Raw genomic sequence first — 26,349 nt, forward strand, 5'->3', positions numbered from 1 at the left:
ATGAACCTTAATCCTAGACGGAATACAAAAGACCTTCAACTCCATCATTCCGTGGAGTTGAAGGTCTTTTACATAGTGTAGAGGTTCTACAGTCGATTAATTAGACAATTGATCCATCAGAGCTTTGATTTCCGGGTCCAGGCAAAGGGCGTTCATGACGATGGTCAATGCCTCTGCCCGGGTTGAGGATTGGGCAGGGGCGAATTTGCCATTGCCTTTTCCGTTAATTAGCCCGATTTGGGCAGCTCTGGCAATTTGGTCCTTGTTCCACGAATTCGCCGTGTCACTGAAGGTGATGCCGGCTTTTACCGGTGCTGCGTTGTTGAAGTTCACGATCCTGGACAAGATCATAATGATCTCTGAGCGGCTTATCTCCCGTTCCGGCTTAAAGGTTCCGTCCGGATAACCGGCAATGATTCCGTTGGAAGCTAATACAGCAATCGCTTCCTGGGCCCAATGGGTATTAACGTCACTTAGTTGGGAGGCGTCCGATTTCTTCGCCAGCCCAAATGCCTTGGCAACGACAGCAGCGAATTCCCCTCTGGTGATGGTTTTGTCCGGTCTGAAAGTGCCATCGGCATAACCGTTGATGACTTTCAGCTTAAGGAAAGCCGATATCGTCCGGGTGCTCCACAGATCAGCAATGTCCTTAAGAGCAGGTCCAGGAACGTTTCCGTTTTTCCCGGCAATCGCGTCCTTTAGGGTGTCTTTTAAAGCTTGAGAATTTACTCCTGCAGCAAATATAGAACCTTGTGGTGCCTCAACAGGTGCAGGTTTGGCTGTCGGAACGGCTGTGGGCGCTGCCGTAGCCACAGCACTTGGCATTGTACTAGGCACCGTGCCCGGATTGGAGCCTGTCCCGGAGCCAGGGGTTGGTGTCGGGTTCGGACTTGGCGTCTGGCTTGGTTCCGGACTTGGATCTGAGCTTGGCAGCGGGCCTGGCGACGGACTCGGTGCTGGGCTTGGACTTGTGCCAGGCTCAGGTTCAGGCTCTGAGGTCTCAGCTTTTTCAATGGTCAAGGCTTGCAGTTGTTCGCCATCGGCCTTTCTGGCTTCGATCAAGATCTGATCCTTGCCGATCGTGATGGCGGAATATACCGGGAAATTGTCATCATACAGGTACTCCAGGTAATCGAACTTGACCGCATCATAAAATTTCCAGCCGGAGGACCCGCCGGACAGATACACAGTCCCTGGGCTGCCATCCTTTATGGGCTGGCCATTTTTCATAGGATAGGTCCAAGCGAGCGCATGATCGTGGCCCACCAGCACCAGGTCTGCGCCAAGCTCCTCAAGGACAGGAGCCAGATATTTGGTGACGAGCTCCGGACCACGTCCATCCTCTGTATGATAAGCAGGCCGGTGGAACATGGCGATGTTCCATTTTTTGGAGCTGGCCTGCAGGTTTCCCCGCAGCCATTCTGCCTGTTTCTGCATGTCCACTTCATCGGCTTCAGAATTGAGCACGATAAAATGAGTATCCTCATAATCATACGAATAGGTCAGCTGCTCCTGTCCGGGCATTCCATTCCCTGGGAGCCCCAAAGCGGTTCTGAATACTTCCTTTCCGCCATTCTTCACATCATGATTTCCCATCGTATAGGCAGAAGGCACGCTCCCGCTGTATAGCTGTGAAGCCTTCATATCCTGCTCCCATTCATTCATGATGCCGCCATCGTCAACAATATCGCCACCGTGCATCACAAACCGGGCATCCGGGTAGCTGGTAAAAGCACTGCTCAGCAAATTTTGATGAATATGATAGGCTTCTTCAGTATTGGTGTGAGAGTCCGTGACAAACAAGAAGGAAAAGGCTTCCGGGTTTGCTGACTCTGTCGTAAACCTGTGCTGCTCACTCCACAATCCCGGAGATCCGACACGGTAAATGTATTCTGTACCCGGTGACAAGCTTTGGAGCATCCCTTTATGAAACAACGTTTCTCCTACACGGTCGGGAGCCAGCAGAAGCTGCGGTTCCGCCGTCTGCTCTTTGATGTTAGGCTGGTCAAAACCGGTGAACTTACTGGCCTCCACGTATTGAATCACACCGCGCTCCACGCGGGGGGCCGTTTTCCAGACGATGCTTTGGGTGGTTTTCATATCCTCTGTAACATAGATTCTTACATATTCAGGCATATCTGAGCCAAGCTGCGGCACTACGGACAAAGAGAATACCTTACTGACTTTATCCCCATTCACTGCCTGAAGATTAAGGTTCGTTAAGGCAAGTGTTGTCAGGGAGGTCCGGATTTCACCCTGCGCATCGGTTAGCCCCCAACCATCCTTCAGAAGCTTCACATCAACAGCTGCGGTTGGAATCCAGCCTGTGGTTTTGCCGTCGGGCAGACGGATTGCGGTATATTCCCCACGGGTCACTCCGTCCGAAAAAAATTGTTCACCTTGGGTGATGGAAGCAAGCTTGGCCGAAGCCGGGTCGGCCTCCGCATAGACATCCGCTGTTACCGGCTTCACCTCAGCGAAATACTGGGGAAAAAGAGGATCGGACGGGATGATGGACACCCCTTCGGCCGGCACTCCTGCATCATCCGTGACACGAAGGGTGCTTTTCGTATGGAGGGAGCTCCCTTTTACAGTGAGCTTGTAAGGAAAACCAATCGTATACTTATGGGGTGCGGCCAGCGCATAGACAGCTTCACCTACGGTCATTCGAAAACTGCCGTCGCTCATTACGATGGATTTGAATGCCTCGCCGCGCTCCATTTTGGCACTGGGTTTTACAGCCACATTTAATAGCGCAATCGTCTCATCAGCCGGCAGGGAATCCTTGCTCAGTCCAGCTAGCTGCAGCCGGTACTGCCCTTTTACAGGGTCGATCTCATTCTGCGCAACGGATGGTGCCGCTACTTGAGGTTCAGCAGTGGTAATTTCCAGCGTCTGGGGATCGTATTGAAGCTGGGCATAGGAATCCTGCAAATCACCAGCATTTTTGACCTGAAGCTTCAATTGGAATGTTTTGTTGCTGATGACTTCTGTGGGGGCGTCCAGGTGGTATTGAATCCCGCCTTGAATAAAAAAGGTGCTGCTGCTCTCGGCGGGATTGCCGGATCTGTCATATACAGCCGACTGGACGGTATGATATCCCCCTGCCAGCGGAGCGGAAGGCTGATAGGAAATGAGGCCGCTGGCCGCTTCATACTCAGGCTGTACTGGATGTCCATCCAGATTCAGCGTAACTGAGCCGGGATCAATGCCTGATTGGGCATCGGCGGCCGCAAGCTGAATCCGGGGGGAGTTCGTATCGATCACAGCTTCATTTGCCGGAGAGAGCACATCCAGTGTTGGGACGGCCATATCTTCATTAGGGTCCTGCTCATAGATCAAGCGTACGTCATCAACCCATACCGTGCCTTTGTTTTTCTTATCAAAAATGGATTGTTCGATCCGCATATATATTTCGAGTGTAATCGGTCCGACTTTGTCTTGAGGGATGTCACCCTCAATGTATTTCCAGCCCGTCCAGTCCACGCCAACGTTCTCGTCCAAATATTCCACCTCAAAGGATTTTCCGTTGCCATCCCTGAACTTGCTGAAGATGAGATGTCCATCGTTGTTACCGTATACCCACATCCCGATTTTTTGGGGTAGGCCGTTAACAGGATACGGAGCTGCAGGGCCTACATAGACATAGGAAGGGTTCTCCTTAACGCCAATGTAGTCATAATCCACACGTACGGAATTATTCCCTGAGCGGACATGCCGGGGATCGGATTCCAGGCTCATGGCGCCTGAGAAATTCCTTTTTTGAATCAGCACATTATCGCTCAGGTTGTTCTCGAAATCCTCGATGATTACGGTATTGGGTAGGGGCGGGTCAGCGGCAATGAGTCCTGCCGGTTGCAGGGTGCTTACGATAACGGTGATGAGTAGGAGGAGCATTGTTGCTCTTGAGGATATAAATTTATACCTTCGGCGGATACGTTCTTTGAACATGGTTTTCTCTCCCTCTGCGTTTACAAGATTAATGTTATGAGAAATTATAAAGCTGATCTGTACCGATAGTATTAATTTAAAGAATTAACTATGTAAACAGTCAGTAGGGAGAGAGGCTCCATATATTCAAAATATATAGAGTGAACTTGAAAAACGAACAAAAGGGAAAAGGGATGGAGGGGAAGTTTGGAACTGGAGGAGCGAATGCGTCCGCCTTTGTCTGCGGATTTCCACCGCGAACAGCGGTACAAATCAAGAAATCTGCAGACAACAGTGGCCGGAAGTCCAAACATTCTCCGGAGTCCCGACGAAGTCCCTAATGTAAAGATCTTAAGTTCACTCTATATAATTAGCTTTTTTTTCGGTATTGGCCGGGGGTGTGGCCCGTGAAATTCTTGAAGGTACGGATGAAGTTGGCGTAATCATTGAAGCCGGAAAGATAGCAGGTGTCAGATACCGAGTTGCCGGCGGTGAGGAGCTGCTTGGCTAAGGTTATTTTTTTCAACAGGACATAACGGTAGAGGGTTCCTCCGGTCTGCTGCTTGAACAGATGGCTGAGATAATACTTATCTACGGATAGTTCCTCAGCGATCCCCTCCAGCGAAAGGGGCAGATGCAGATGGTGATCAATATAGGCCATGGCCGACTGAATCAGTGTGGAGATCAGACTGGGAACCGCCGAAAAGCTGCGGCTGTACAGATCGTTGACCTGCACCAGCAGCTGAATCAGATAAGTGAGCGCCAGAACGTCGCCGCCGTACTGTGGATGCTTCAGGATATCGATGAGACGGAAGGCCAGTCCGGTAAAAGCTTCAAGCTGTGCCTCATCCATCTGCGAAAGGTTATGTTCCCCGGTCTGACGGTTCTGGAAGCAGGCGAGCAGATTTGTGTCAGCGGTGCAAAAAGGGTAAACCAGCGGTGCTTTGAAGTGGATCGTAATCCGTTCATAGGGCTCTGGGGACAGGTTGATGATTTTATGGATTTCCTGATTGTTGAATAGTAGAACATTTCCGGGACTCAGAGGATAGCTGTACTGTTCCACAAAACAGTTCACCTGCCCGCCCAGAAACAGAAAGATTTCATAATGGTCATGAATGTGAAAATCCTTGGTGGGAGAGGTCGGGGAATTGCCGATTCCCGCCAGGATATCACCATGGAACTGCTGATAATATTCGGCATGCTTCATATCGTAGGCCACCTTCGGAATTTATCGCAATAAACGCAACAAATCATTAATTATCGCAAAGACATTGCGATAACATAAAACTAAACTATAAATGAAGTTTAGACAATCCAGAAGAGCGAAGCCATGGAGGAATGGAATATGAACGGTAAGGAACAGCGTAAATATTGGCTGGATACGATGCTGCTGATCGGTGCTCCGGTGCTGGAAGCATTGAAGCGGAGAACACTTGCGGAAACGCTGCCGGTGGAATTCCACAGCGGCCGGAGCGGCTTCGCGCCGCTGGAAGCTTTTGCCCGGCTGGCCTGCGGAATGGCGCCCTGGCTGGAGCTGGAAGGCCTTGAGGGTGAAGAAGAACAGCTTAGAGCTTATTACGCCAAACTGATGCTGGAAGCGCTTGATGCAGCTACGGACCCGGATTCTGCGGATTATATGGATTTTGAGGCGGAGGGGCAGCCGCTGGTTGATGCGGCTTTTCTGGCGCATGCGCTGGTGCGGGCACCAAAGCGCCTGGCCTCGCAGTTGAATGAACGCGTCAGACGCAACGTGATCGCGGCCTTAAAAAAGACCCGCCGGACGGCCCCCAGCGGCAGCAACTGGCTGCTGTTCAGCGCAATGGTGGAGGCGGCGCTGTACATTCTCGGCGATCCGGAATACGACCGGATGCGGGTAGGTTATGCAGTCCATATGTTCATGGACTGGTATAAAGGCGACGGAGTATACGGGGACGGCAAAGATTATCACTGGGATTATTACAACAGCTTTGTTATTCAGCCGATGCTCGTGGATGTGATTACCCTTTTTGAGCAGGATTCGGCGCATTACCCCCAATTGAAGCCTCTGATTATGCAGCGGGCCCGGCGGTATGCCGCCGTGCTGGAGCGGATGATCGCACCGGACGGCACTTATCCGTTCCTTGGACGTTCCATCGTGTACCGCTTCGGGGCGTTTCAGCTGCTCGCGCAGGCGGCGCTTCAGCATTTCCTTGAAGCATCCCTGCAGCCTGCACAGGTACGCTGTGCCCTGACGGCTGTGATCAGGCGGATTATGGAGTTCCCGGGCAATCTGGATGAGAACGGCTGGCTGCGCCCGGGCGTATACGGCTATCAGCCGGAGCTGGCCGAGAGCTATATCAATACAGGCAGCTTGTACTTGTGCGCAGCCGTATTTCTTCCGCTGGGGCTGCTGCCTGAAGATGCATTCTGGAGCGGGGACAATCAGAATTGGACTTCACAGCAAATTGCTGCAGGTAAGAATGTTATGCGCGACCATGCTTTGTAATCTTGCGCTACTGGGAAGGGGAGAACAGATATGAATCAACAGGAACTGCTTGATATCATCCGGGCGGCTGGACCGCTGCAGGTGAGCCATTATTATCCGCAGGGGGATCAGGATGCATTCTGGAAGCGGGCGGCGGAGTCCGGCGAATGGAAGGAGATGATCTCTGAAATCCGGGCTGAGGGTCTGCGGCTGGAAGCTCTGGACATCCCGGAGCTGAAGTATTCCCTGTTCACTGCCTTTGCGCGTACAGGCTCCAGGCTGGAGTATGAACGGGTCTATTTCGAACGGAGAAGAAGGCTGAATACGTATGCTGTGCTTGTTTTGCTGGAGCCGGAGAATCCGGGATATCTGAGGGGGCTGGAGGATATCCTGTGGTCCATCTGCGGGGAGTACACCTGGTGTGTTCCCGCCCATTTGCCTCCGGATTTTGCGGTCACGGAGATCGGACGGTTTATTGATCTGTTTTCGGCTGAGACCGGTTTTACCCTAAGCGAAATATCGTTACTTCTGGGCGGGCGGCTGTCGCCGCTGCTGCGTTCCCGGATCTCGGCTGAAGTGGAACGCAGGATATTCCGGCCTTTTCTGGAAGACGGCCCTTATCACTGGGAGACCGCCACACATAACTGGTCTGCTGTCTGTGCAGGATCGGTCGGGGCGGCGGCTATGCTGGCACTGGATGACCCGGCTCAGCTGAGCCGGATTCTGCACAGGACGGAACGCTGCATGCACTTCTATCTGGAGGGCTTCGGGGAGGATGGAGCGTGTGCGGAGGGGCTTGGCTACTGGAATTACGGATTCGGATATTTCACGTATTACAGCGATCTTCTGCGGGCCAGAAGCGGAGGGAAGCTGGACTGGTTCCAATGTGACAAGGTCCGCAGCATCGCCGCGTTCCAGCAGAAATGCTTCATAGGCGGCAGCCTTGTAGCGAATTTCTCTGATTCGACGCCCCGGGTCCGCGTCCATATGGGCTTGTCCCATTATCTGGCGGCTGAATATTCCGGTGTCGAGCCACCTCCGGCACAGCTTCGTGCTCCATATACAGAGGATCATTGCAGCCGCTGGGCTCCGGCACTGCGCAATCTGATCTGGACCAGGCAGGGCAGGGGTGCGCAGGAGTGGGATGCCGCCAGCTTTTATCTTCCTGATGCGGCCTGGATCGTTGCACGGCACGGTTCTCCGGGGAAGGTCTTTGGCTTCGCCGCCAAGGGCGGCCATAACGATGAACCGCATAATCATAATGATCTGGGCCATTTCATTCTGGCCGGCGGCGGGGAAGTCTACGCCGCGGACCTTGGAAGCGGAGAGTACACGGCGGATTATTTCGGCAAAGGCCGCTACCGGTATGACTGCAATGGTTCGCAGGGTCATTCGGTGCCGGTTATCAGCGGCCGGTACCAGAGTGCAGGACCGGAGTATGCCGCTGCAGTGCTGCATGCCGCCGCCGGGACGGACAGGGACGAGCTAAAGCTGGAGTTGTCTAAGGCATATGATACGGAAGGCCTGAAGTCACTGATCCGTTCTCTGGTATGGCACAAGGAGGAACTCCCCCGTTTGGAGCTGTGTGACGAGTACCTGCATGAGGGGGCGCCGGAGAGCTGGACCGAGCGGTTCGTAACCTGGCGGCAGCCGGAACTCCTCCGGACCGGCATCGTCCTGCTGCCGGGAAGTGAAGGCGGCGGAGTAGAAGTACATTACGATGACAAGCTGGTGGAACCCGAAATTACGCAACGTGAGTACCGTGATCATTACGGCCGGGAGACGGTCTGGCATACGCTGGATTTTCATGTGCTCCGGCCCGGCTCTGAGGGCAGATTGGCATTCACATTTCAATTCCTATCATAGATGAACGGCGGTGCTTGAATGATGAGACAAATGGAAGATACGGCTTGGGTAGAAGAAGCCTGGAGTAAGGCACTGGAGAAAACGGGGATAAACAGCCAAAGCATCGGCGCTGAATTCCCTCACGCGAGCCAGGGCGGCAAATACGTGCTCGAAGCCCCGGATTGGTGGACCGCCGGATTTTGGCCCGGTATGCTGTGGCAGTTCTACGGAGAATGCGGTGACGAGAGCCTGAAGGCGATTGCCGAACACTGTGAGAAACGGCTTGACGAGGTGCTGGACGGCTACGTCAGACTGGATCATGATCTGGGCTTTATGTGGACTCTAACCAGTGTGGCGAATTACAAGCTGACAGGAAATGAAATATCGCGGATTCGGGCCTTAAAAGCGGCCAATTACTTGTCCGCCCGCTTCAACCTGAAAGGCCGCTATATCCGGGCCTGGAATCCTTGGCGGGAAGGGGAGGACAACAGTGGTGTTGCAATTATTGACTGCTGCATGAATACCAGCCTGTTGTTCTGGGCTTCCGCAGAGACAGGCGATCCGCGCTACCGTCATATCGCCGAGGCGCACATGGATACCGTGCTGGAGTATTTCATCCGGGCAGACGGCTCGGTGTACCATATCGTCAACTTCAATCCGGACACGGGGGAGGTGAAGGAGAAGCTTGGCGGGCAGGGTTATGGTCCTGAATCTGCCTGGTCGCGCGGCGCAGCCTGGGCTATTTACGGCCTGACGCTGGCGTACCATCATTCGGGCAAACAGGAGTATCTGCATGCTGCCCAGCGGGTGGCGGATTTCTTTTTGACCCGGCTTCCGGAAGATCATGTTCCCCATTGGGACTTCCGGGCGCCAGGGGAAATTGGTGAAATCCGTGATACCTCTGCCGGCTCCTGCGCAGCGAGCGGCCTGCTGCTGCTGGCCCGCCTGGCAGGCGATCCGGAGTCACATATGTACCGCAGCGGTGCGCTGAAGATCATGGAGTCCCTTTTCCGGAATTACGGAACCTGGGACCAGCCGGACGAGGAAGGGCTGCTGCTTCACGGAACAAGCAACTATCCGGAGAACCGCAACATTGACGTTCCCCTTATCTACGGCGATTTCTTTTATGTCGAGGCGCTGGCCCGGCTTAAGGAAGCCGGCCCGTTCTACTGGGAATAGGAGTTAATAAATTTTTCATATGACTCTCCGTGTTACTTAAGCTATAATGAGGTCTAAAAAAGAAAACGGGGCGTTAGGAATGAATCAGTTTAAAGGTGAAACAAGCCTGCTTTCGGAGAAAAAGGAGCGTTTTTCTTCCAGCGGCTTTATTTTTGCGGCCATTGGCAGCTCAGTGGGCCTGGGGAATATGTGGAAGTTCCCTTATATTACAGGAGAAAATGGAGGGGCGGCTTTTTTCCTGCTCTTCATCGTCTGTCTGGTGCTGATCGGCTTGCCGGTATTGCTGGCTGAGCTGGCCATCGGACGCAGCGGACGCGGAAGCGCGGCGACTTCGTTCATACGGGCCGGAGGGGGGAAAGGCTGGAAGGCAGCCGGAATTCTGCAAGTGGTGGCGCCGTTTCTGATCCTCTCCTTTTATATTATTGTTGCAGGCTGGACGCTGAACTACGCGCTGATCGCCTTCAATGGTCAATTGTTCAGCACAAGTGATTATGCGGGTCAGTTTGGCTCCTTTATCTCAGGGTATATGCCGATAGTCTGGCAGGGCGTTGCCATGCTGATTACGGCGGGTGTAGTCATCCTTGGGGTTTCTGGCGGGATTGAAAAATTTAATAAAGTATTGATTCCCGGCCTGGTCGTTCTTCTCATTGTGTTGATGATTCGCGCCGTAACGCTGCCGGGTTCAGGCGAAGGGGTATCCTTTTTCCTCAAACCGGACTTCTCGGTGCTGACGGCCGAATCCGCGCTGGTCGCCTTGGGACATGCCTTCTTCTCGCTGTCGCTCGGGATGGGGATTCTGCTGACTTATGGTTCTTATGTGGATAAAAGACAGTCGCTGGGCAGCGCAGCACTGGCGATTGGCGCCGGAGATCTGGTGTACGCGTTTATCGCCGGATTGATTATTTTTCCGACGACATTCTCGTTTGGCATTGCCCCCGACCAGGGGCCTTCACTGATATTCATCGCGCTGCCGGCAGCTTTCTCGGCCATGCCCTTTGGTTCGTTCTTCGGCGGCCTGTTCTTCATTCTGCTGGCGATTGCCGCTTTGACCTCAGCCGTATCGCTGCTTGAAGTGCCTGTATCCTTCGCTATGGAGCGCTGGAACTGGAGCCGCCGGCGTGCGGTCTGGATCTTGTCTCTCATCTGTTTCCTGCTCGGTATTCCCTCAGCGATGTCGCTGGGGATGTTCCCGGAGCTTACATTCGGCGGCAAAGCCTTGTTTGACTGGATGGATTTCATCACCTCCAACATTATGCTGCCCCTTGGCGGCCTGCTGATCACCATTTTTGCCGGGTACTTCTGGAAAGGGGCAGCGGAAGCGGCCGGGCTGCAGGCGCGCTGGTTCCGCATCTGGCTGTTCATGCTCCGGTATGTCGCCCCGGTTCTGGTGTTCCTGGTGCTGCTGCATACCTCGGGAATTTTGACCTTTTAATAGCCGTACTCCGGCAGAAAGAAAGAACACAATCAAACCCTGCAACCACACGAGTTGTAGGGTTTTTGTTGTGTTACTCATCTGGAATCAAACCGAGGTCCAGCCCCCGTCTACATACAGGGTTTGGCCCGTCGTGTAGCTGGAAGCGTCCGAGGCAAAATAGATGGCTGCACCATTTATTTCCTCCGGATTGCCGGGCCGGCCGATGGGACACTGCGCATTGTACAACTGGAGAAAACTGTCCTGATACAAGGCGCGTTCAGTCATTTCCGTGCGGAACAGGCTGGGGCCAATGGCATTTACAGTTATGCCGTATGGAGCCAAGGAAGCCCCCATGCCCCGGGTTATACTCAAGACCGCGCCTTTGGAGGCATTATAGGCATGAAGCGGAAATGACTTGCTGCCGGTCATGCCGCAGATGGAGGCCATGTTGATAATCCGGCCATACCTTCTCTCCTTCATGGGCTTAATGACATGCTTGGACATAAGAAAAATACTTTTCAGGTTGGTGTCGATCACCCGGTCCCATTCCCGCTCTTCCAGCTCCTCCACCGAACCGGCGGAGGCGACCCCGGCATTGTTCACCAGAATATCGATTTGGCCCCAATGCTGTAAAATCGCTTGGACCGCAGTCTCAATCTCATCCTCCCGGATTACATCGCATCCCAGTGACAGGGTCTGGCGGCCTGCGGATTCGATCTCCCTGGCCGGTGTTATCAGCTTGTCCGGTCTTAGATCCAGAAGGGCCACATCCGCTCCCTGGGCGGCGAACGCCTTCGCCAATTCTGCGCCAATCCCGCCAGCTGCGCCGGTTACAACGGCCACTTTGCCGCTTAAATCAAACAGATTATTCATGATACCCCTCCTTCATTCTCATACCAGTCCCAGCGTAAATAGGAATACGGCAGGAAATTCACAGGATTGACTTTGGCCAGTACGCTGCCCCGCAGCAGTATGGTGTTGCTGACCGTATAGACGCCGCCCAGCAGCTTGACCACCTCCAGCTCAGCCCAGGGATCGTGAGGCGAGTCCGATAGGGTGACTTCAACCTCCGCCGCCTTCAGTACGCTTATATCCATGGAGGTGTTCTGCCCAATGAGGAGCGGCGGTACATCGAACCCGTTGCCGTCCGCTGATTTGGAATACTTAATATTGAAGACAGGCAGGCCGTCTCCGTAATACTCGTCAAGGATTTGCTGTCCGTCCCCGGCATTCATCTTTCCGCTCAATGCCGCTTTGACCCGGAAAAATTCGATACCCCGGCGCGAAACGCTGCCGCTGATCCGCTGATCCTCCTTACTCAGGCTGATGTTAGCCATCTTCTTGGGAAACCCGTAAATCTCGCGGCCAAGCCCCATGGCGATATCATCATTAATCGGCATGGACAGGCAATAGCTTCCAAGCTGTCCGTTATACTGCGCGAGTACGAATATGGCCGCTTCCCGGTAAGGCTCGCAGAAGCTGGTGCGCGGATAGTCGGCTACAAAGGCCTGGACCAAAGGCCTTGGGCCGGGCTCCAGCGGGGGAGGCAGAATCCGCCGGATAATCCCGGGGGAGGTCTCCCAATAAACTGTAAGTGTCTCGGCATTATAAAATGTCGTTGGGGTTGTGGTTCTCTTCACAATTTCGTTCACATCTTTGATAAAGCTGCCCATCAGCAACTCCTCCTTCTTTATCGTCAGCTTCAATGTAACATAGACTTTTTCGCGATCATATATATGGAAAATATAAAAATAAATGGAATCGTTGTGCAACTCGCACTATAATAAACAGAGGGTGAGAGTGATGAGTATTAGCTTTGAGCAACTAAGCAGACATTTTGACAAGCAAGCAGTCCGTGTTCACCGGAACAGGAGATTAGAGGATGGGATTTACAGTGATGCTGTACTCATTACGAAGAGTCTAACCTCCTTTGCGCCCGAATTTATCTATGTGGGCAAGAGATCCATGCTGCCGGGGAACGCCGCTAATATGGAGAATGCCAGCCTGATGCTGATCAATGACGCGGAGCTTCCTGTACAGGAGGATGTCGAGAGCAGCCCGAATATCATTGAGTTTACAGCGGGAGAAGATGTCTTCGAAATCTACAATCAGACCAGGGAGCTGTTTCTGGAAAAAGCGGAAACGGAGCAGGCCAAGGCAACGCTGCTCAAAGCTTTTGCGGCCGGAAAAGGGATGGATCACATCGTATCGGTGGCGGCGGATATATTGGGTAATCCGGTAATCGTCATTGATTTAAGCTATAAAGTTCTGGCCTATTCGGACAGCGAGATAACCGATCCGGTCTGGAGGGATAATCTGCAGAAGGGCTACTGCTCTTATGATTTTATAGCCGCCGTCCAAAAGATGAAAAGCGTACAAAACGGTGCAAAGTCCGGGGAACCGTATGAAGTGTTCTGCAGCGGCAGTGCTGCCGCGAAAATGGTGGCCAGGATTAAAATCGGGGACAAGCCTGTCGGCAATCTTATTTTGCTGGGGACAGAGCGGCCTGTCCATCCGAGGGACCGTGACCTAGCCGCTTTTGCAGGGGAGATGGTGGCGGCGGAACTGCAGAAGAACAGCTTTTACCGGAATTCCGCGCATGCCGTATATGATGAGCTGATCTATGATCTGCTGGAGAATCACTTGAGCGGCAAGGAACTTGTCCAAGAGAGGCTCCGCAGCGGTAATATCAGGCTGACCGGCAGGCTGTCCGTGCTGGTGCTGGATATTGTGCAGTATGATGCTTCCGGCAAATACAACGGATATTTACGGGACCGGATCAGTACGCTTTTTACCGCGGAACGTCAGATTTTTTATAATGGGCATATTGTAAGTATCAGGGAACGGAAGCTTAAGGCAGCGAGAATGGATTGTGGTCCTGATATACGCGAATTCCTGACCGCGAATCAGATTCGCCTGGGAATCAGCAGTGAATTCAGCGATATTGCGGATTGCCGCAAATATTATCTGCAGGCGGTCAAAGCGCTGGAGATCGGCCTGATCGCCATGCCTGCCGACCCGGTGGTCTTATACTCCGATGTGCAGCTGTATGACATATTGTCTGCCCATACACAAGGGGATTACCGGGAGGTATGCCATCCGGCGCTGCTTACGTTGCGGGAATACGACGGGAAGCACCATGCTGACCTGTACCATACCCTTTTTATCTATCTGAAAAACAACCGGCAGCTGCAAAGAACCGCCACCGAGCTGTTCATCCACCGCAACACCCTGCGGTACCGTCTGCACCAGATCAGTGTGTTGATCCATGTTGATTTAGACAATATTGATAACGTTCTGAAATTATATATGTCCTATAAAATGACCGCCTACCTTGATAGATTGAAGGAAGCAGGAGAATGCACAAGCGGATAGATGATGAAGAAATAAGTTCCCCTGTACAGGCACTTCTAGGCGATGACCCACATACAATAAAAGGACCATGAACCCGTAGTTCAAACTACAGATCGGTTTCATTGTACATGTGCGGGAGGTGTCGCCAACTTGCCAGGAATAATAAGCACGATAGCGCTGCTGATCAAAGAACTGACACTGCTGGTATCCTACGTAAGGAATAATGCTTTTCCCCAACCGCTCTCCGAACAGGATGAAAGCAAATACTTAGGGAGGATGGCGGAGGGAGACGCTAAAGCACGGAATTTACTGATCGAACACAACCTGCGCTTGGTCGCCCACATAGTAAAAAAATTCGACAACACAGGGGAAGATATGGAGGACCTCATCTCCATCGGCACCATCGGCCTGATCAAGGCCATCGAGAGCTACCGGCCGAACAAAGGCACGAAGCTCGCTACTTTTGCTGCCCGTTGTATCGAAAATGAAATTCTGATGCACCTCCGGTCGCTGAAAAAGACGCGCAAGGACGTATCCCTGCATGATCCCATAGGAACCGATAAGGAAGGTAATGAAATTACACTTATAGATATTCTCGGCTCCGAGACCGACGATGTAATCAAGGAAGTCGATCTGAAGATCGAGAAGAGCAAGATCTACCGCAATCTCGATATTTTGGATGACCGGGAGAAGGAGGTCGTAGTCGGCCGCTTTGGCCTGGACACGGGGGGCGAAGAGCGGACGCAGCGGGAGATTGCGAAGGAGCTGGGGATTTCGCGGAGCTACGTTTCACGGATAGAGAAGAGGGCGCTGATGAAGCTGTATCATGAGTTTTATAAGGCGAAGCGGTGAGAATTTAAAGATACGTCAAAACAGTTTCCGTAAAGAATATCGTGTTTAATCAAGCGACTTGTCTGTGGATGAGTTGCTTTTTATTTTGAGGCGACCTCTATTGTGTTTTTTTAAAAACCGTACCTGAGGACAGGCAAGCCCGGTCCCAAGATCAACCGGATTGCTCCTGAACTACTGGATTTTAATCCCGGCGATGGATTTCATGGCAATTCAAAGTCTGCTGTGAGCGGATCGCTTCGGCATAACAGGCAACGAAAATTAAATTTACGACATAGAGGTAAAACAAGAAATATTTATTCACAATCCACTCTTGTCTGTTTCTATTTTTTCATAGACTCATAGTATTTATATCGTAAGGTATAAATACTATGAAAGTGAGTGGTGCTTATGAATAAAAGGGGAAAAATGGTTACTAGGAACAGTGTAAACAAAAAAACTAAAATGGTTTCAGCCTTATTTCCTGGGTCAGCTTTTAGTGCTTTAGCTAGTAGGAATAGCGTAAAAAAAATAACTTCTATAAAAACTTCGAAAAAAATGGTTTCGGCCTTAGTTACTGGTTCAGCCTTTAGAGCTTTAGCTAGTAACAATCAATCCATATTTCCGTTCTCTAGAACTAAAGTTCAATTTGCGAACGAACAATTTGATTTAAATAATGAATATAATCCAAGTTCAAGTACGTTTGTTCCAAAACAAACTGGTATTTATGCTATTGATTCCAGTGTGGTATTTGGCCCAACCGTTACTAACCAACTAACTTCTATTTCTATGAATGTGCTTGTAAACAATGCCGTGGTAGCTACGACTTTAAAGAATTTTGTACCAACTGCTGCTTTCTCTGTAAAAATAAGCGCAATTCTCAAGCTACGTGCTGGAGATAGAGTTGAAATCATATTTAACGCAAATAGGGAAGGACAAATATTCCAATCGGAGTTGGGCAATCAAGTATTCACAGCCTTCCAGGCGGCAAGATTTTAATGTGCAGTTAAGTTTATTTTACGATCTGATTATACGCATATACCGTTCAATTATCCGGCGGAGCAGGATGCCGCCCAGCCGGTCGGCAAGCTCCCCGCACAAGCCACAACCTGCAAAAGGAATTTTGCAGGCTATGGCTTTTTTTGTGCCTTAGTTTTTACTTTTTTAAGTTATTACAAAATTGATTTAAGGGAGTACATTTTTTTATTTTCTCCTGAAGGTAAAATGAAAAATATAAGAGCTCCTTAATACAGTCGGAGGGATGAGAAATATGAAAGCGGTTTTAGACAACTCCCGGGAGTACGTTGCAACAAAAAAGAAAAATCATTTTCTGCACAACCTCAAAAGAGACAGTCTGTTATATTTTCTTTTGCTGCTGCCTATCGGGTATATCCTGATATTCAAGTATGCCCCCATCTATGGTCTGGTTATGGCATTCCAGGATTACAACATTTTTGAAGGCATTAAGGGAAGCGAATGGGTAGGACTGGATGTGTTCCGGTTTATTTTCGAGCAGGACAGCTTCTACCGTGCATTGAAGAATACGCTGGTCCTGAATGTTCTGGACTTGATCGCGGGATTCCCGGCGCCCATTCTGCTGGCAATTCTGCTCAACGAAGTGAGACAGGCAGCATTCAAGAAAGTAACCCAGACCGTGTTGTATCTGCCCCACTTTTTGTCCTGGGTGATCATCGGCGGTATGGTCTATTTGATGTTTTCTAACAGCGGGATGATCAACAATTTCCTGGCGGGCTTCGGACTTGATAAGATTGAGTTTCTGTCACAGAAAACACCTTGGTTGATTACCTATATCTCTGTTGGCGTATGGCAAAATATCGGATGGGGCACTATCATCTATCTGGCGGCCATTACCGGAATCAATAAGGAATTGTATGAGGCCTCCGATATTGACGGCTGCAGCAGGCTTCGCCAAATGTGGCATATTACACTGCCCGGTATCAAGTCGACGATTAATATTTTGCTGATTCTCCAAATTGGCCGAATGGTTTCCATCGGGTTCGACCGCCCGTTCGTGATGGGGAATTCACTGGTTAACGAATACTCCGATGTTATCAGTACCTTTGTGTACAGAGTTGGTATTAGTTCGGGAGATTTCTCCCAGGCAACAGCAGTCGGATTATTCCAATCCGTGGTTGGCCTGGTCCTGCTGCTCTCTGCCAACTTTATCGCCAAAAAATTAGGTGAGGATGGGATATGGTGAGGATGGCGAACAAGAAGGGCAAAAAGAAAAAAATGAATGTGGCGGATATTGTGATTATCGTATTTATTGTAGCATTGTCCTTTACATGTATTGTTCCGTTCCTATATATGATTGCGCTTTCTTTTAGCTCCAATGAAGCGATTATTGCCCAAAAAGTAGGGCTGTGGCCAGTGGAATTCACGGCAGAAACGTACAAAACCATCCTGAGCGATGTGGATATGCTGTATACGCTTGGGTACAGTATTGTACTTACGATTTTTTACACTGGGGTATGTATGTTCCTGACCATTTGTGCAGCGTATCCGTTAACGAAGAAGCGGCTGATGGGAAGAGGCTTTATTTTGACGGCGTTGGTCTTCACCATGTATTTCAGCGGCGGTTTGATTCCCTCCTATATTCTGGTTAAAAACCTGGGAATGATGAATACGGTGTGGAGCCTGGTTTTGCCGGGTGCCATGAGCGTGTTTAATATGATCATCCTGAAGACCTTTTTCACTAACCTTCCGGAGAGCCTGGAGGAATCGGCCGCCATTGACGGATGTTCGGATCTGGGCATTCTCATCAAGATTGTGCTGCCCCTCTCGTTGCCTTCGATCGCCACATTAAGCCTCTTCTATGCGGTGGACAGATGGAACGGATTCCAGGATGCGCTGTTCTACATTACGAAAAAAGAGCTGTATCCTATGCAGATGAAGCTGTACCAGATCATATCGGCCAATCAGCAGCTGGATAGCCAGCAAGGGGGAGAAGGAAGTATCGGCTCCTACATTGTGCCTGAGTCCCTGAAAGCGGCCAGCGTTATGTTTACGACCCTCCCGATTTTGTTGATCTATCCCAAGCTGCAGAAGTATTTCGTAGATGGTGTAATGACCGGAGCGATCAAGGGCTGATGGGCAAACAGATCAAGCTAAAGGGGGTGGGGCATACCCGTTCCGGTGGATGATGGATGTATAGCTACAAGGGATTTGCAGCACGGATGATTTGCAGGATATTCGACTTGAAAGGGAGGCATACAATGAATACAGGTAAAAAGAAGAGAATAGCAATTCTGTGCAGTACAGCGCTTCTGGCCATTGCAGCAGCAGGTTGTGGGAATTCTGGCAAGAATAGCAGCGAGGGGGCATCTCAGACTGCGGCAACTGAATCAGCAGCTACTTCTGGTCCGCCTGTTACCTTGACTGTGGAAGTGTTTGACAGAGGTGTCCAGGGACAGCCGGATTTGAACAACAACATGTGGACCAAATATGTCAATGAAAAATTCGGAAAGCCCAATAACGCTATTGTAGAATATGTCTCTGTACCCCGTTCGCAAGAAATCGACAAGCTGAATGTGTTGATGGCTGCCGGCGAAGCACCGGATATTTCCTTCACCTATGACGGTACTACAGTAACCCGCTATGCCAAAAGCAAGGGCATTTATACACTTGATGAACTGCTGGAGGAGCACGGGCAGCAATTGAAGTCTTATCTGGGCGAAAAAGTGCTTTCCTACGGGAAATACGAGGGCAAACAAGTCTCAATCCCGGGCAAACGGACTCTGCTTGCCTGGAATGGTATGTTTATCCGCAAGGATTGGCTGGATAAGCTGGGAATGCCTGTTCCGACTAATAAGGATGAATTGTACGATACGCTTGTTGCCTTCCGTGACAAGAACCCCGGCAATGTGGATAATGTCATTCCATGGGCAACAGCTGCTGCCGGCATGAACTACACCTTTGGTAATCTTATTCAATCCTTCTGGGGTCCGATGACGGAGGAGGAATTCGTTACCACCACCAACTGGCTGAAGCCCGGCCACAAGGATGCATTCAAATGGCTGAACAAACTGTACAATGAAAAGCTGATCAGCCCCGACTTTGCGCTGGATAAAACAACCAAGCAAGCGGATGCCGATGTGACCAACGGCAAGGTAGGCTTCTACGCTGCCAACTGGGATTATCCGCTGTCGCAAAAAATCCGTGAGCCGCTGAAGCAAAATGTGCCGGAGGCCAACTATGTTCCGGTTGATACCTTCAAAAATGACGAAGGCAAATACCTCAAAGAGGTATATAATGAGAATGGAATATTCTCCTTCATTCCCAAAAGCAGCAAGAACGCGGAGCTGGCGATGAAATATCTGAACTGGATGGCTGAACCGGAAGTGATGTTCTTCCTGCAGTTCGGTGAAGAAGGCGTTAACCACAAGCTGGTAGACGGCATCCCGCACGGGATTGCACAGACCGGCGAAAAAATGCAAACGAGCAATTTGAATATGGATTATACGCCGATTGTAAATGGCGCTGAGCTGGGTGATACCGAAAAGAATGTCAGAACATATGCCGCAGCGCTGGCATCCGGGGACAAGAGTTACGAGAAGCTGGCTACCGATTCCTATAAAATCAATACAACGGACGGCTATTCCAGCTTCAACTATGGCGTACCGAACGAAGCCAATATCAAGTACGGCAAAACCTTGGGTGACATGAACAAGCAAATGATTGACAGATTGATCGTTGCCAAGCCGGCAGAGTTCGACGCCTTATACGACAAGCTGGTGAAAGAATATATGGACGCCGGCGGCCAGGCTGTTCAAGATGAGAATGTGAAGAACTACAGAGCAGTCCAAGCCAAGAATAAGTAACCCATCGTAATATACGGATAAGCCATTGATTGTTCTTCACCGTGGTTTATCCGTATTTCATTGCTATTCCATGATAGTTTTGCTATTATTCGGAGATTCCATATATTCAGGAGGATACCCGTGTATAAGGTCATGATTGTAGATGATGAAGCGTGGGCAATTAAAGGAATCTGCAACGCCTTTGATTGGGATAAGTATGGGTTTGAAATCGTAGGCCAGTTTAAAAGCGCTTACAATGCCTGGGATGCCATAAGGGCGGATAAACCAGATCTGGTATTTACGGATATCCGTATGCCGGACATTTCCGGGCTGGATCTGATGAAGAGGGCCAAATCACACGGGCTGGACACTGAGTTTGTCATCGTAAGCGGATATGCGGAATTTGAATATGCTCAGGAAGCGCTGCGCTACGGCGCACTGGATTATTTCCTGAAGCCATTGGATATTGATATGGCTGATCAGTTCATTATGAAGTTGGCCATGCACTTCTCCCGCAGAAGCGAGGCACGCAATCAAATCCTTCTGGATGCGCTGACCTCGGCAGATGAGGACGAGATAAAACGCTTATTGCCGTATTCCGGTTGTGCGGCTGTATGCTATTACCAGGTGCTTGCTATCTATTTTGAGGGCGAAAACAAGGATTTCAAAAAGCTGCTGTCTTTGGAGGGAAAGCCTGTTTATGCTGTGGAAGTTGAAGCCGGGACCAGAAAAATGTTGGTTGTTCTGATAACGGAGCATAGGGCTTATTTGGAAGGGAATTGGGATGAACGGATTCTGAATAAGACGGGCATCAGCGTTGTGGGCATTAGCAGCATCTCCAGCGAGCTTAAGCATATGAGCAAGCTGATTAAAGAAGCAGACCTGTCCGCCTCCCGGGTTTTTCTGGAGGAAGCTGCAGGCGCCGTTCACTATGAGCCGAAGCTTCATCTGGTGAAACCATGTATCGATAGGCTCTATAGTATCGTTCAGGGGAATCAATTTGACAACATGGATGTGTACATCAAAGGGCTGCAGAAATACTTTAGGGATCATCATCTGGGCATGTGTGAGGTTGTCTACTTGTGGAATCAGGCAGTCGGAATACTTGTAAACGCATATCCTGAGGAATTGAAGGATATGGAACTGGAATTCCTGAATTATTCCGAGATCAAGGAGCGTTTTGAACACTTTGAGTCTCTGTGCAGCTTTCTGTATGAGGTCCTGGCCTCTATCAGGCAGGAGAACAGCCGCTCTTTGCAGGAAGGGGACATCCTGTCCTGCTTCAACAAGATGATAGCCTATATCAACCAGCACTTTGAGCAGAAATTGTATTTGAAGGATTTGTCCGCCCAATTTTTCATCAATCAGGTGTATTGCTGTCAATTTTTCAAAAAAAATCTGGGCAAAACTTTCTCCGAATATGTATCGGATCTCAGGATCAAGAAAGCCCGTGAGCTTCTGAAGCAAACAGACCTGTCCATTGAGAAAATTGCCATTAAGTCCGGGTATGTGGACTATTATTATTTCAATAAAGTTTTCAAGAAGCATTGCGGGATGACGCCCACCAAATTCAGAAAAAGTTAGGATGAACGGAGGGGCGGCCCATGAAGACCAGTAAATTGAAATTGAAACATCAGATATGGCTTATCTTTTTTTTCTCTATCGTTATATTCACAGTCATGGAATTTTATTTTTTTTATAGTTTCTCTAATTTAACCCAGAAGAGAGCCGCCACTTACGGCAACCAGATGATTGAGCAAACACGCCGCAAGATTGATTCTGTGTTTAATGATATCAGGGTCAGCACCAGCATTGCGGTCAATAGCAAACTGATTCAGGAGTTTTCCGTAGTGGATGATGATTACAAAAGGGCGTTTGATAGTGGTCCATATGCACTGGATCTCATGGAATATATGAGGTCCTTCAATTCCTATGTGAGCGGCATTGTAATTAATGACATCCGCGGAAGGCGGCTTTACAGTCTGGAGTCTGCAAGCGGCGATATTTTTTACATCAATCGTTATGAAGCCTTTATTCGCAAGTATAAGGATGATCCTTCGCTTCGGGAGAAGGGGATGTTCACCACGATTTTAAAAGATGACAGAACAGACACGGAACAGTTCTTCTATATCGCTCCGATTGTGGAGACGATTGGGGGAATCCATTTCTCCCAAATTACGGGTTACTGCACAGTAATGGTCAATATGGAAAAGATGCAGGGGCTTGTGAAAAATACGGAATTAACGCAGAGCTCCACCTTGTACATTCTGAATAACCGGGATGAGGTGATTGCATCCACGAATTCCAATGCCCGAGGTACGTTGTTCAGAGATGTTCTGTCTATGGATAAGGACATCTTGCTTAACGGCGTAAAAGCAAACATCGACGGGGAAGATATTCTTGTCCAGGTCAAGGGATTGGAGCAAGCAGACGGGTGGCGGGTTGTTAGTATGATTCCGGTGCATGAACTGACCGCGGATATGGCTCCCATGCGGAAGGTCAGCATTATCGTAGGCATTGGAATTATTCTAACCATGATTATAACAGGCAGTTTTTTTATGAACAATCTGATGCGTCCGGTGATGGGACTTGTTATGGATATGAAGAGGGTGGGGAGGCGGGACATGGGCTTCCGCATTAAAGTCCGGTTTACCAATGAGGTAGGCTTGCTAGCCTGCGACATTAACCGGATGATGGATGAAATGGAGGAAATGGCAAGAGATATGTTCAATACCCAGGCCAGATTATATGAATCCGAGCTGAGCCAGAAGCAGGCGGAATTTTCTGCCCTGCAAAGCCAAATCAATCCCCACTTTCTCTATAATACGCTGAATTGTATCAGCAGCATCGGATTGGAATACGGAAGCAGGGAGATTGCGCAAATTACATTTTGCATGTCTAAAATCTTTCGGTACAGCATCAAAAAGGATGATCTTGTACAGATCTGGGAAGAAGTTGACTGTATTCAGGCTTATATGAAGATTATCTTAATCCGGTACGAGAATAAATTCTCCATGGAGCTTGATGTGGAGGACAGGCTGCTCAAAATGAAAACGCCGAAGATGATACTCCAGCCCATTGTGGAGAATTCCGTCTACCATGGGCTGGAGCGCATGGACCAAGGGGGGCGGCTCCTGGTTACCGGGAGTATCGATGTGCATGGAGATGTGTGCTTCTGTATTACAGATACAGGGAGGGGAATGGAGCCGGAGGAGCTGGCCGCTCTCCAGGCCAAGCTGGGCATGGAGTACCGGGAGCAGGCATCAGAAGGCCAACCGGCAAAAGGCATTGGGCTAACGAATATCCATAACAGGCTCCGGATGCTGTTTGGAGAGGGTTACGGGATCACCATAGAAAGCCGGTTCGGCGAGGGGACAACAGTGACTGTGAAGATTCCAAAGCTGTTAGACGACCGCAAACCATTGGAAGAGTAGCAGGAAATTATGCCGCTCTGCCGGGCAGGCCACTACACCGTAATGGTTACCCGGATATCCTGAGGATAGTTGCCGAACCCTTTGCCGAAAAGGCTGACACCTCCACAGTGGACCGCGGTTTCCGGGCAGGAAATGCGGAAGCGCAGCTCCTGCCCCGCCCGGATATTCAATTGGCCGATGCGGGTGCCGGAGAACTGGACGCCGTCGATAAAGGTGCCGTTGTCGGTGATGGACAAGGTTTTGTGCAATCCGTATTGGGTATCCACCCACCAGGACGGGGTATACTGACCCCGCCTGCTCCCAAAGTCTCCCGGGCAGGTCCAGGTGGCCAGGTCCAGGCCGTTGACGGAGAACGTAATGTCCGACGGCCAATTGTCGTTATACTTAGGGGCTTCTGAGCATATTTCCAGGGATATTGACAGGGACGAAGCGCTCTGGTTCCCCACTAGATAGTTGGGAATCCGGTATTCCACAAAGCCGCTGGCGAACCACAGAAGCTCGGCCTTTGTATGTTCGGGATCATCGAAGTAACGAGGATCGTCCAACATGCCGATCAGCTTCTCCGGCGAAGCTAATCCGCACGTTGGGCGGACTTCGTATGCATAATACTGCCCGACGGGCAAATCCACGGTTAATTGGTTCTGGTCCGGCTGCTCCTCCGCAGCGCTTGACCGCAGCACCAATGTCAGCTGGTCAAGCTTCAGTGTGCAGCGCTTCTGGGTGCCCCGTTTGCCCGCCAAATTCTCTGTGGCCACAATGCCGGCTTCCTCCAGCTTCAGAATATGCTTGGTGATAATAGCTGAGGAGAGCCCAAGGGCTTCCGCCAATTCCCCGATATTATAGGGTTTCTCATTCATTAGCTCGATCATGCGCACCCGGGTATCCGATGAAAAACACTCCAAAATCCGCATATTTGCTGTTGTTACATCCACCTTCATCATTTCACTCTCCTGACTGTTTCGATTATATAACTTAAAAGTTAACAAATCAACTTGAATGTTGACATAATGGAAAACTGTGCTTATTATATTAACTGAAATGTGATGAAGTTAATCTGTACATTATCTAATTGAAAGGGATGTCAAAACCATGACACAAACCGCCCTGCGGACGGAGTATCCACGGCCTCAATTTGTAAGAGCAGAATGGCAGCATCTGAATGGAACCTGGGAGTTTGAATTTGACGATGAGCGGATCGGCGACACCGCGGAATGGAGCAGCGGGAATCACGCCTTTAGCCGCCAGATTCAGGTCCCCTTCACGTATCAGAGTAAATTGAGCGGTATCGAAGATACAGGCTTCCACGATCTGGTGTGGTACAAGCGCAGCTTTACGGTTCCGGAAGAATGGGCAGGCCAGCGGGTCATCCTGCACTTCGGCGCAGTAGATTACCAGGCTACGGTCTGGGTTAACAACAGGCAGGTGGCCTATCATGAAGGCGGCCATACGCCGTTTCAGACGGATATTACGCTGGCTCTGCAACCCGGAGAGAATTCTTTGGTAGTGCGGGCGGAAGACTTCAGCCGAGATGTAACCCTGCCACGGGGGAAGCAGTATTGGAAGGAGGACTCGGCTTCCATCTTCTACACCAGGACAACCGGAATCTGGCAGACAGTCTGGCTGGAGCCTGTGTCGGAGTACTATATCAGGAAGCTGAAATTCAAGCCGGATATTGACCGCAATGAAATCCAGATCCGCACGTTTTTGAATCAGGCCCCTGCAGGCTGCAAGGCGGAAGCCCGCATCGAAATCCGCTTCAAGGATGAATACCGGGCGGTTACAACCTTGTCTATTGACCATGCGGAGGAAACCCGTACCATCGGTCTCCATGATTTTAATGATCATAGCCTGGGCCGCTGGTGGTCTCCGGAGCATCCCAATCTGTATGAAGTCGCCGTTACACTCTTCGTGGACGGTACCCAAGCGGATCAGGCAGAAAGCTACTTCGGCATGCGCAAAATCGCGGTGGAAGCCGGCAAGCTGATGCTGAACAACCGGATTTATTTTATGCGGCTGGTGCTGGATCAGGGGTATTTTCCGGAGGGGATTCTGACGGCGCCCAGCGACGGGGATTTGAAACGGGACATTGAGCTGGCCAAACAAATGGGCTTCAACGGCGCGCGCAAGCACCAGAAGATAGAGGATCCGCGTTACCTCTACTGGGCGGACCGGCTCGGTTATCTGGTATGGGGCGAGATGGCTAATGCTTATGCGTATTCGGAGGAATATGTGCGCAAGGTAACGGCGGAATGGCAGGAGGCGGTAGAGCGGGATTACAATCATCCGTCTCTGGTGGTGTGGGTTCCCCTTAACGAAAGCTGGGGGGTGCCGAACATCTTGATCGATAAGCGGCAGCAGCGGCACGCCATGGCGATGTATTTTCTGACCAAATCTCTGGATGACAGCAGGCTGGTGATCTCCAATGACGGTTGGGAGCAGATGACCACGGATCTGGTTACCATCCATGACTATGAGTGGAGGCGGGAGGACTTAACGGAGCGTTACAGCACCTTGGAGGGGACGCTAATTGGAAAGCCGCACCGCAGGGAGCTGTTTGTTGGGGGAACCGCATATGCGGGCCAGCCGGTTCTGGTGACGGAGTTCGGGGGTATAGCCTATAAAAAAAGCGATTGGGAGGGCTGGGGCTATTCCGGCGCAGACAACGATGAGGATTTCCTGGCTAAGCTGGCCGGCGTGATCGAACCGCTGCTGCAATCGCCTCATGTCCAAGGCATCTGTTACACTCAGCTGACCGATGTGGAACAGGAGATCAACGGCCTGCTGACCTATGACCGGGCCCCCAAGGTTCCGTTAGAACAGATTAAACAAATTGTTGCCGGCCAGTCGAGATAGGGGAATAGATTGCACTACCGGAAAGTTCAGGACACATCCTTTAATGGGGGCTTGTGTCCTTTTTTAATTTCTAAAACGGTTACAAAAACAATTTAAGATAGTACATTTTTTGAATTTTCTTCCGGAGGTAGAATGAGGATAATGGCTGGAAAAATCAATACAACAGGGAGATGAAAAAAATGAAAGCGGTTTTATGCGACCCGTAGACAGCATCTAAGAGAGGCCATA

18 protein-coding genes are annotated in these 26,349 nt (G+C 50.5%); 13 read left to right on the top strand and 5 right to left on the bottom strand.

The annotated features are described in order from the left end of the window. Positions 1-96: 96 nt before the first annotated feature. Together PRIO_RS33765 and PRIO_RS08215 are read right to left on the bottom strand one after the other, a co-directional pair. Positions 97-3,951 carry an S-layer homology domain-containing protein gene (locus tag PRIO_RS33765; protein WP_052741424.1) on the bottom strand — a complete coding sequence of 1,285 codons (3,855 nt, stop codon included), beginning with the start codon at positions 3,949-3,951 and terminating at the stop codon, positions 97-99. A 349-nt stretch (positions 3,952-4,300) separates the two neighbouring features. Next, complete coding sequence (locus PRIO_RS08215) at positions 4,301-5,137, bottom strand: AraC family transcriptional regulator (RefSeq protein WP_020430899.1); 837 nt, start codon at positions 5,135-5,137, stop codon at positions 4,301-4,303. 138 nt (positions 5,138-5,275) lie between these two features. On the opposite strand from PRIO_RS08215, the gene PRIO_RS08220 reads away from it, so the two are divergent. From PRIO_RS08220 to PRIO_RS08235, 4 genes are all read left to right on the top strand, one after another. Further along, positions 5,276-6,415, top strand: coding sequence for a DUF2264 domain-containing protein (locus PRIO_RS08220; protein WP_085981623.1), 1,140 nt, complete (start codon positions 5,276-5,278; stop codon positions 6,413-6,415). Positions 6,416-6,445: 30 nt separating this feature from the next. Beyond that, entirely contained in the window at positions 6,446-8,260 is a 1,815-nt protein-coding gene (locus tag PRIO_RS08225; RefSeq protein ID WP_020430897.1) for a heparinase II/III family protein, read from the top strand. A 21-nt stretch (positions 8,261-8,281) separates the two neighbouring features. Then, positions 8,282-9,418 carry a glycoside hydrolase family protein gene (locus tag PRIO_RS08230; protein WP_039790311.1) on the top strand — a complete coding sequence of 379 codons (1,137 nt, stop codon included), beginning with the start codon at positions 8,282-8,284 and terminating at the stop codon, positions 9,416-9,418. A 79-nt stretch (positions 9,419-9,497) separates the two neighbouring features. Next, on the top strand, positions 9,498-10,850 hold the full coding sequence (locus PRIO_RS08235; RefSeq protein WP_020430895.1) for a sodium-dependent transporter: 1,353 nt from the start codon (positions 9,498-9,500) through the stop codon (positions 10,848-10,850). A gap of 87 nt (positions 10,851-10,937) precedes the next feature. Here the strand turns inward: PRIO_RS08235 and PRIO_RS08240 are convergent, their stop codons facing one another. Together PRIO_RS08240 and PRIO_RS08245 are read right to left on the bottom strand one after the other, a co-directional pair. Further along, positions 10,938-11,705 carry an SDR family NAD(P)-dependent oxidoreductase gene (locus PRIO_RS08240; RefSeq protein WP_020430894.1) on the bottom strand — a complete coding sequence of 256 codons (768 nt, stop codon included), beginning with the start codon at positions 11,703-11,705 and terminating at the stop codon, positions 10,938-10,940. After that, a complete protein-coding gene (locus tag PRIO_RS08245; RefSeq protein ID WP_020430893.1) occupies positions 11,702-12,505 on the bottom strand; it encodes an acetoacetate decarboxylase family protein in 804 nt (267 codons plus the stop codon). Before PRIO_RS08245 ends, PRIO_RS08240 begins: the two co-directional genes overlap by 4 nt. Positions 12,506-12,635: 130 nt before the next feature. Here PRIO_RS08245 and PRIO_RS08250 point away from each other — a divergent pair, with 130 nt between their 5' ends. From PRIO_RS08250 to PRIO_RS08285, 8 genes are all read left to right on the top strand, one after another. Then, entirely contained in the window at positions 12,636-14,207 is a 1,572-nt protein-coding gene (locus tag PRIO_RS08250) for a PucR family transcriptional regulator (RefSeq protein WP_020430892.1), read from the top strand. Positions 14,208-14,336: 129 nt separating this feature from the next. Next, on the top strand, positions 14,337-15,038 hold the full coding sequence (gene sigK, locus PRIO_RS08255; protein ID WP_020430891.1) for an RNA polymerase sporulation sigma factor SigK: 702 nt from the start codon (positions 14,337-14,339) through the stop codon (positions 15,036-15,038). A 387-nt stretch (positions 15,039-15,425) separates the two neighbouring features. Beyond that, the gene (locus PRIO_RS08260) at positions 15,426-16,013 is read left to right on the top strand and encodes a C1q-like domain-containing protein (RefSeq protein WP_082118078.1); all 588 of its coding nucleotides are present in this window, start codon (positions 15,426-15,428) and stop codon (positions 16,011-16,013) included. A 271-nt stretch (positions 16,014-16,284) separates the two neighbouring features. After that, positions 16,285-17,235, top strand: coding sequence for an ABC transporter permease (locus PRIO_RS08265; protein WP_020430889.1), 951 nt, complete (start codon positions 16,285-16,287; stop codon positions 17,233-17,235). After that, the gene (locus PRIO_RS08270; RefSeq protein WP_020430888.1) at positions 17,229-18,125 is read left to right on the top strand and encodes a carbohydrate ABC transporter permease; all 897 of its coding nucleotides are present in this window, start codon (positions 17,229-17,231) and stop codon (positions 18,123-18,125) included. The genes PRIO_RS08265 and PRIO_RS08270 overlap by 7 nt, the downstream gene beginning before the upstream one ends. 125 nt (positions 18,126-18,250) lie before the next feature. Next, on the top strand, positions 18,251-19,855 hold the full coding sequence (locus PRIO_RS08275; protein ID WP_046501843.1) for an extracellular solute-binding protein: 1,605 nt from the start codon (positions 18,251-18,253) through the stop codon (positions 19,853-19,855). Positions 19,856-19,975: 120 nt separating this feature from the next. Next, on the top strand, positions 19,976-21,418 hold the full coding sequence (locus PRIO_RS08280) for a response regulator (protein WP_020430885.1): 1,443 nt from the start codon (positions 19,976-19,978) through the stop codon (positions 21,416-21,418). A 164-nt stretch (positions 21,419-21,582) separates the two neighbouring features. Next, positions 21,583-23,268 (top strand): sensor histidine kinase, encoded by a 1,686-nt coding sequence (locus PRIO_RS08285; protein WP_231869834.1) that lies wholly within the window; start codon positions 21,583-21,585, stop codon positions 23,266-23,268. A gap of 32 nt (positions 23,269-23,300) precedes the next feature. Here PRIO_RS08285 and PRIO_RS08290 read toward each other — a convergent pair whose 3' ends face one another. After that, positions 23,301-24,209 carry an ArsR/SmtB family transcription factor gene (locus PRIO_RS08290; RefSeq protein WP_231869835.1) on the bottom strand — a complete coding sequence of 303 codons (909 nt, stop codon included), beginning with the start codon at positions 24,207-24,209 and terminating at the stop codon, positions 23,301-23,303. 148 nt (positions 24,210-24,357) lie between these two features. Here PRIO_RS08290 and PRIO_RS08295 point away from each other — a divergent pair, with 148 nt between their 5' ends. Beyond that, a complete protein-coding gene (locus PRIO_RS08295) occupies positions 24,358-26,121 on the top strand; it encodes a glycoside hydrolase family 2 protein (RefSeq protein WP_020430882.1) in 1,764 nt (587 codons plus the stop codon). The last annotated feature ends 228 nt before the right edge of the window (positions 26,122-26,349 follow it).

The sequence above is a fragment of the Paenibacillus riograndensis SBR5 genome, from assembly GCF_000981585.1.
GTDB lineage: Bacteria > Bacillota > Bacilli > Paenibacillales > Paenibacillaceae > Paenibacillus_AQ > Paenibacillus_AQ riograndensis.

Bases quoted from the DNA above. Each gene is read 5' to 3' on its own strand.
- PRIO_RS33765 (WP_052741424.1), bottom strand. From the start codon at position 3,951: ATGTTCAAAGAACGTATCCGCCGAAGGTATAAATTTATATCCTCAAGA.
- PRIO_RS08215 (WP_020430899.1), bottom strand. From the start codon at position 5,137: ATGAAGCATGCCGAATATTATCAGCAGTTCCATGGTGATATCCTGGCG.
- PRIO_RS08220 (WP_085981623.1), top strand. From the start codon at position 5,276: ATGAACGGTAAGGAACAGCGTAAATATTGGCTGGATACGATGCTGCTG.
- PRIO_RS08225 (WP_020430897.1), top strand. From the start codon at position 6,446: ATGAATCAACAGGAACTGCTTGATATCATCCGGGCGGCTGGACCGCTG.
- PRIO_RS08230 (WP_039790311.1), top strand. From the start codon at position 8,282: ATGAGACAAATGGAAGATACGGCTTGGGTAGAAGAAGCCTGGAGTAAG.
- PRIO_RS08235 (WP_020430895.1), top strand. From the start codon at position 9,498: ATGAATCAGTTTAAAGGTGAAACAAGCCTGCTTTCGGAGAAAAAGGAG.
- PRIO_RS08240 (WP_020430894.1), bottom strand. From the start codon at position 11,705: ATGAATAATCTGTTTGATTTAAGCGGCAAAGTGGCCGTTGTAACCGGC.
- PRIO_RS08245 (WP_020430893.1), bottom strand. From the start codon at position 12,505: ATGGGCAGCTTTATCAAAGATGTGAACGAAATTGTGAAGAGAACCACA.
- PRIO_RS08250 (WP_020430892.1), top strand. From the start codon at position 12,636: ATGAGTATTAGCTTTGAGCAACTAAGCAGACATTTTGACAAGCAAGCA.
- PRIO_RS08260 (WP_082118078.1), top strand. From the start codon at position 15,426: ATGAATAAAAGGGGAAAAATGGTTACTAGGAACAGTGTAAACAAAAAA.
- PRIO_RS08265 (WP_020430889.1), top strand. From the start codon at position 16,285: ATGAAAGCGGTTTTAGACAACTCCCGGGAGTACGTTGCAACAAAAAAG.
- PRIO_RS08270 (WP_020430888.1), top strand. From the start codon at position 17,229: ATGGTGAGGATGGCGAACAAGAAGGGCAAAAAGAAAAAAATGAATGTG.
- PRIO_RS08275 (WP_046501843.1), top strand. From the start codon at position 18,251: ATGAATACAGGTAAAAAGAAGAGAATAGCAATTCTGTGCAGTACAGCG.
- PRIO_RS08285 (WP_231869834.1), top strand. From the start codon at position 21,583: ATGATTGAGCAAACACGCCGCAAGATTGATTCTGTGTTTAATGATATC.
- PRIO_RS08290 (WP_231869835.1), bottom strand. From the start codon at position 24,209: ATGATGAAGGTGGATGTAACAACAGCAAATATGCGGATTTTGGAGTGT.
- PRIO_RS08295 (WP_020430882.1), top strand. From the start codon at position 24,358: ATGACACAAACCGCCCTGCGGACGGAGTATCCACGGCCTCAATTTGTA.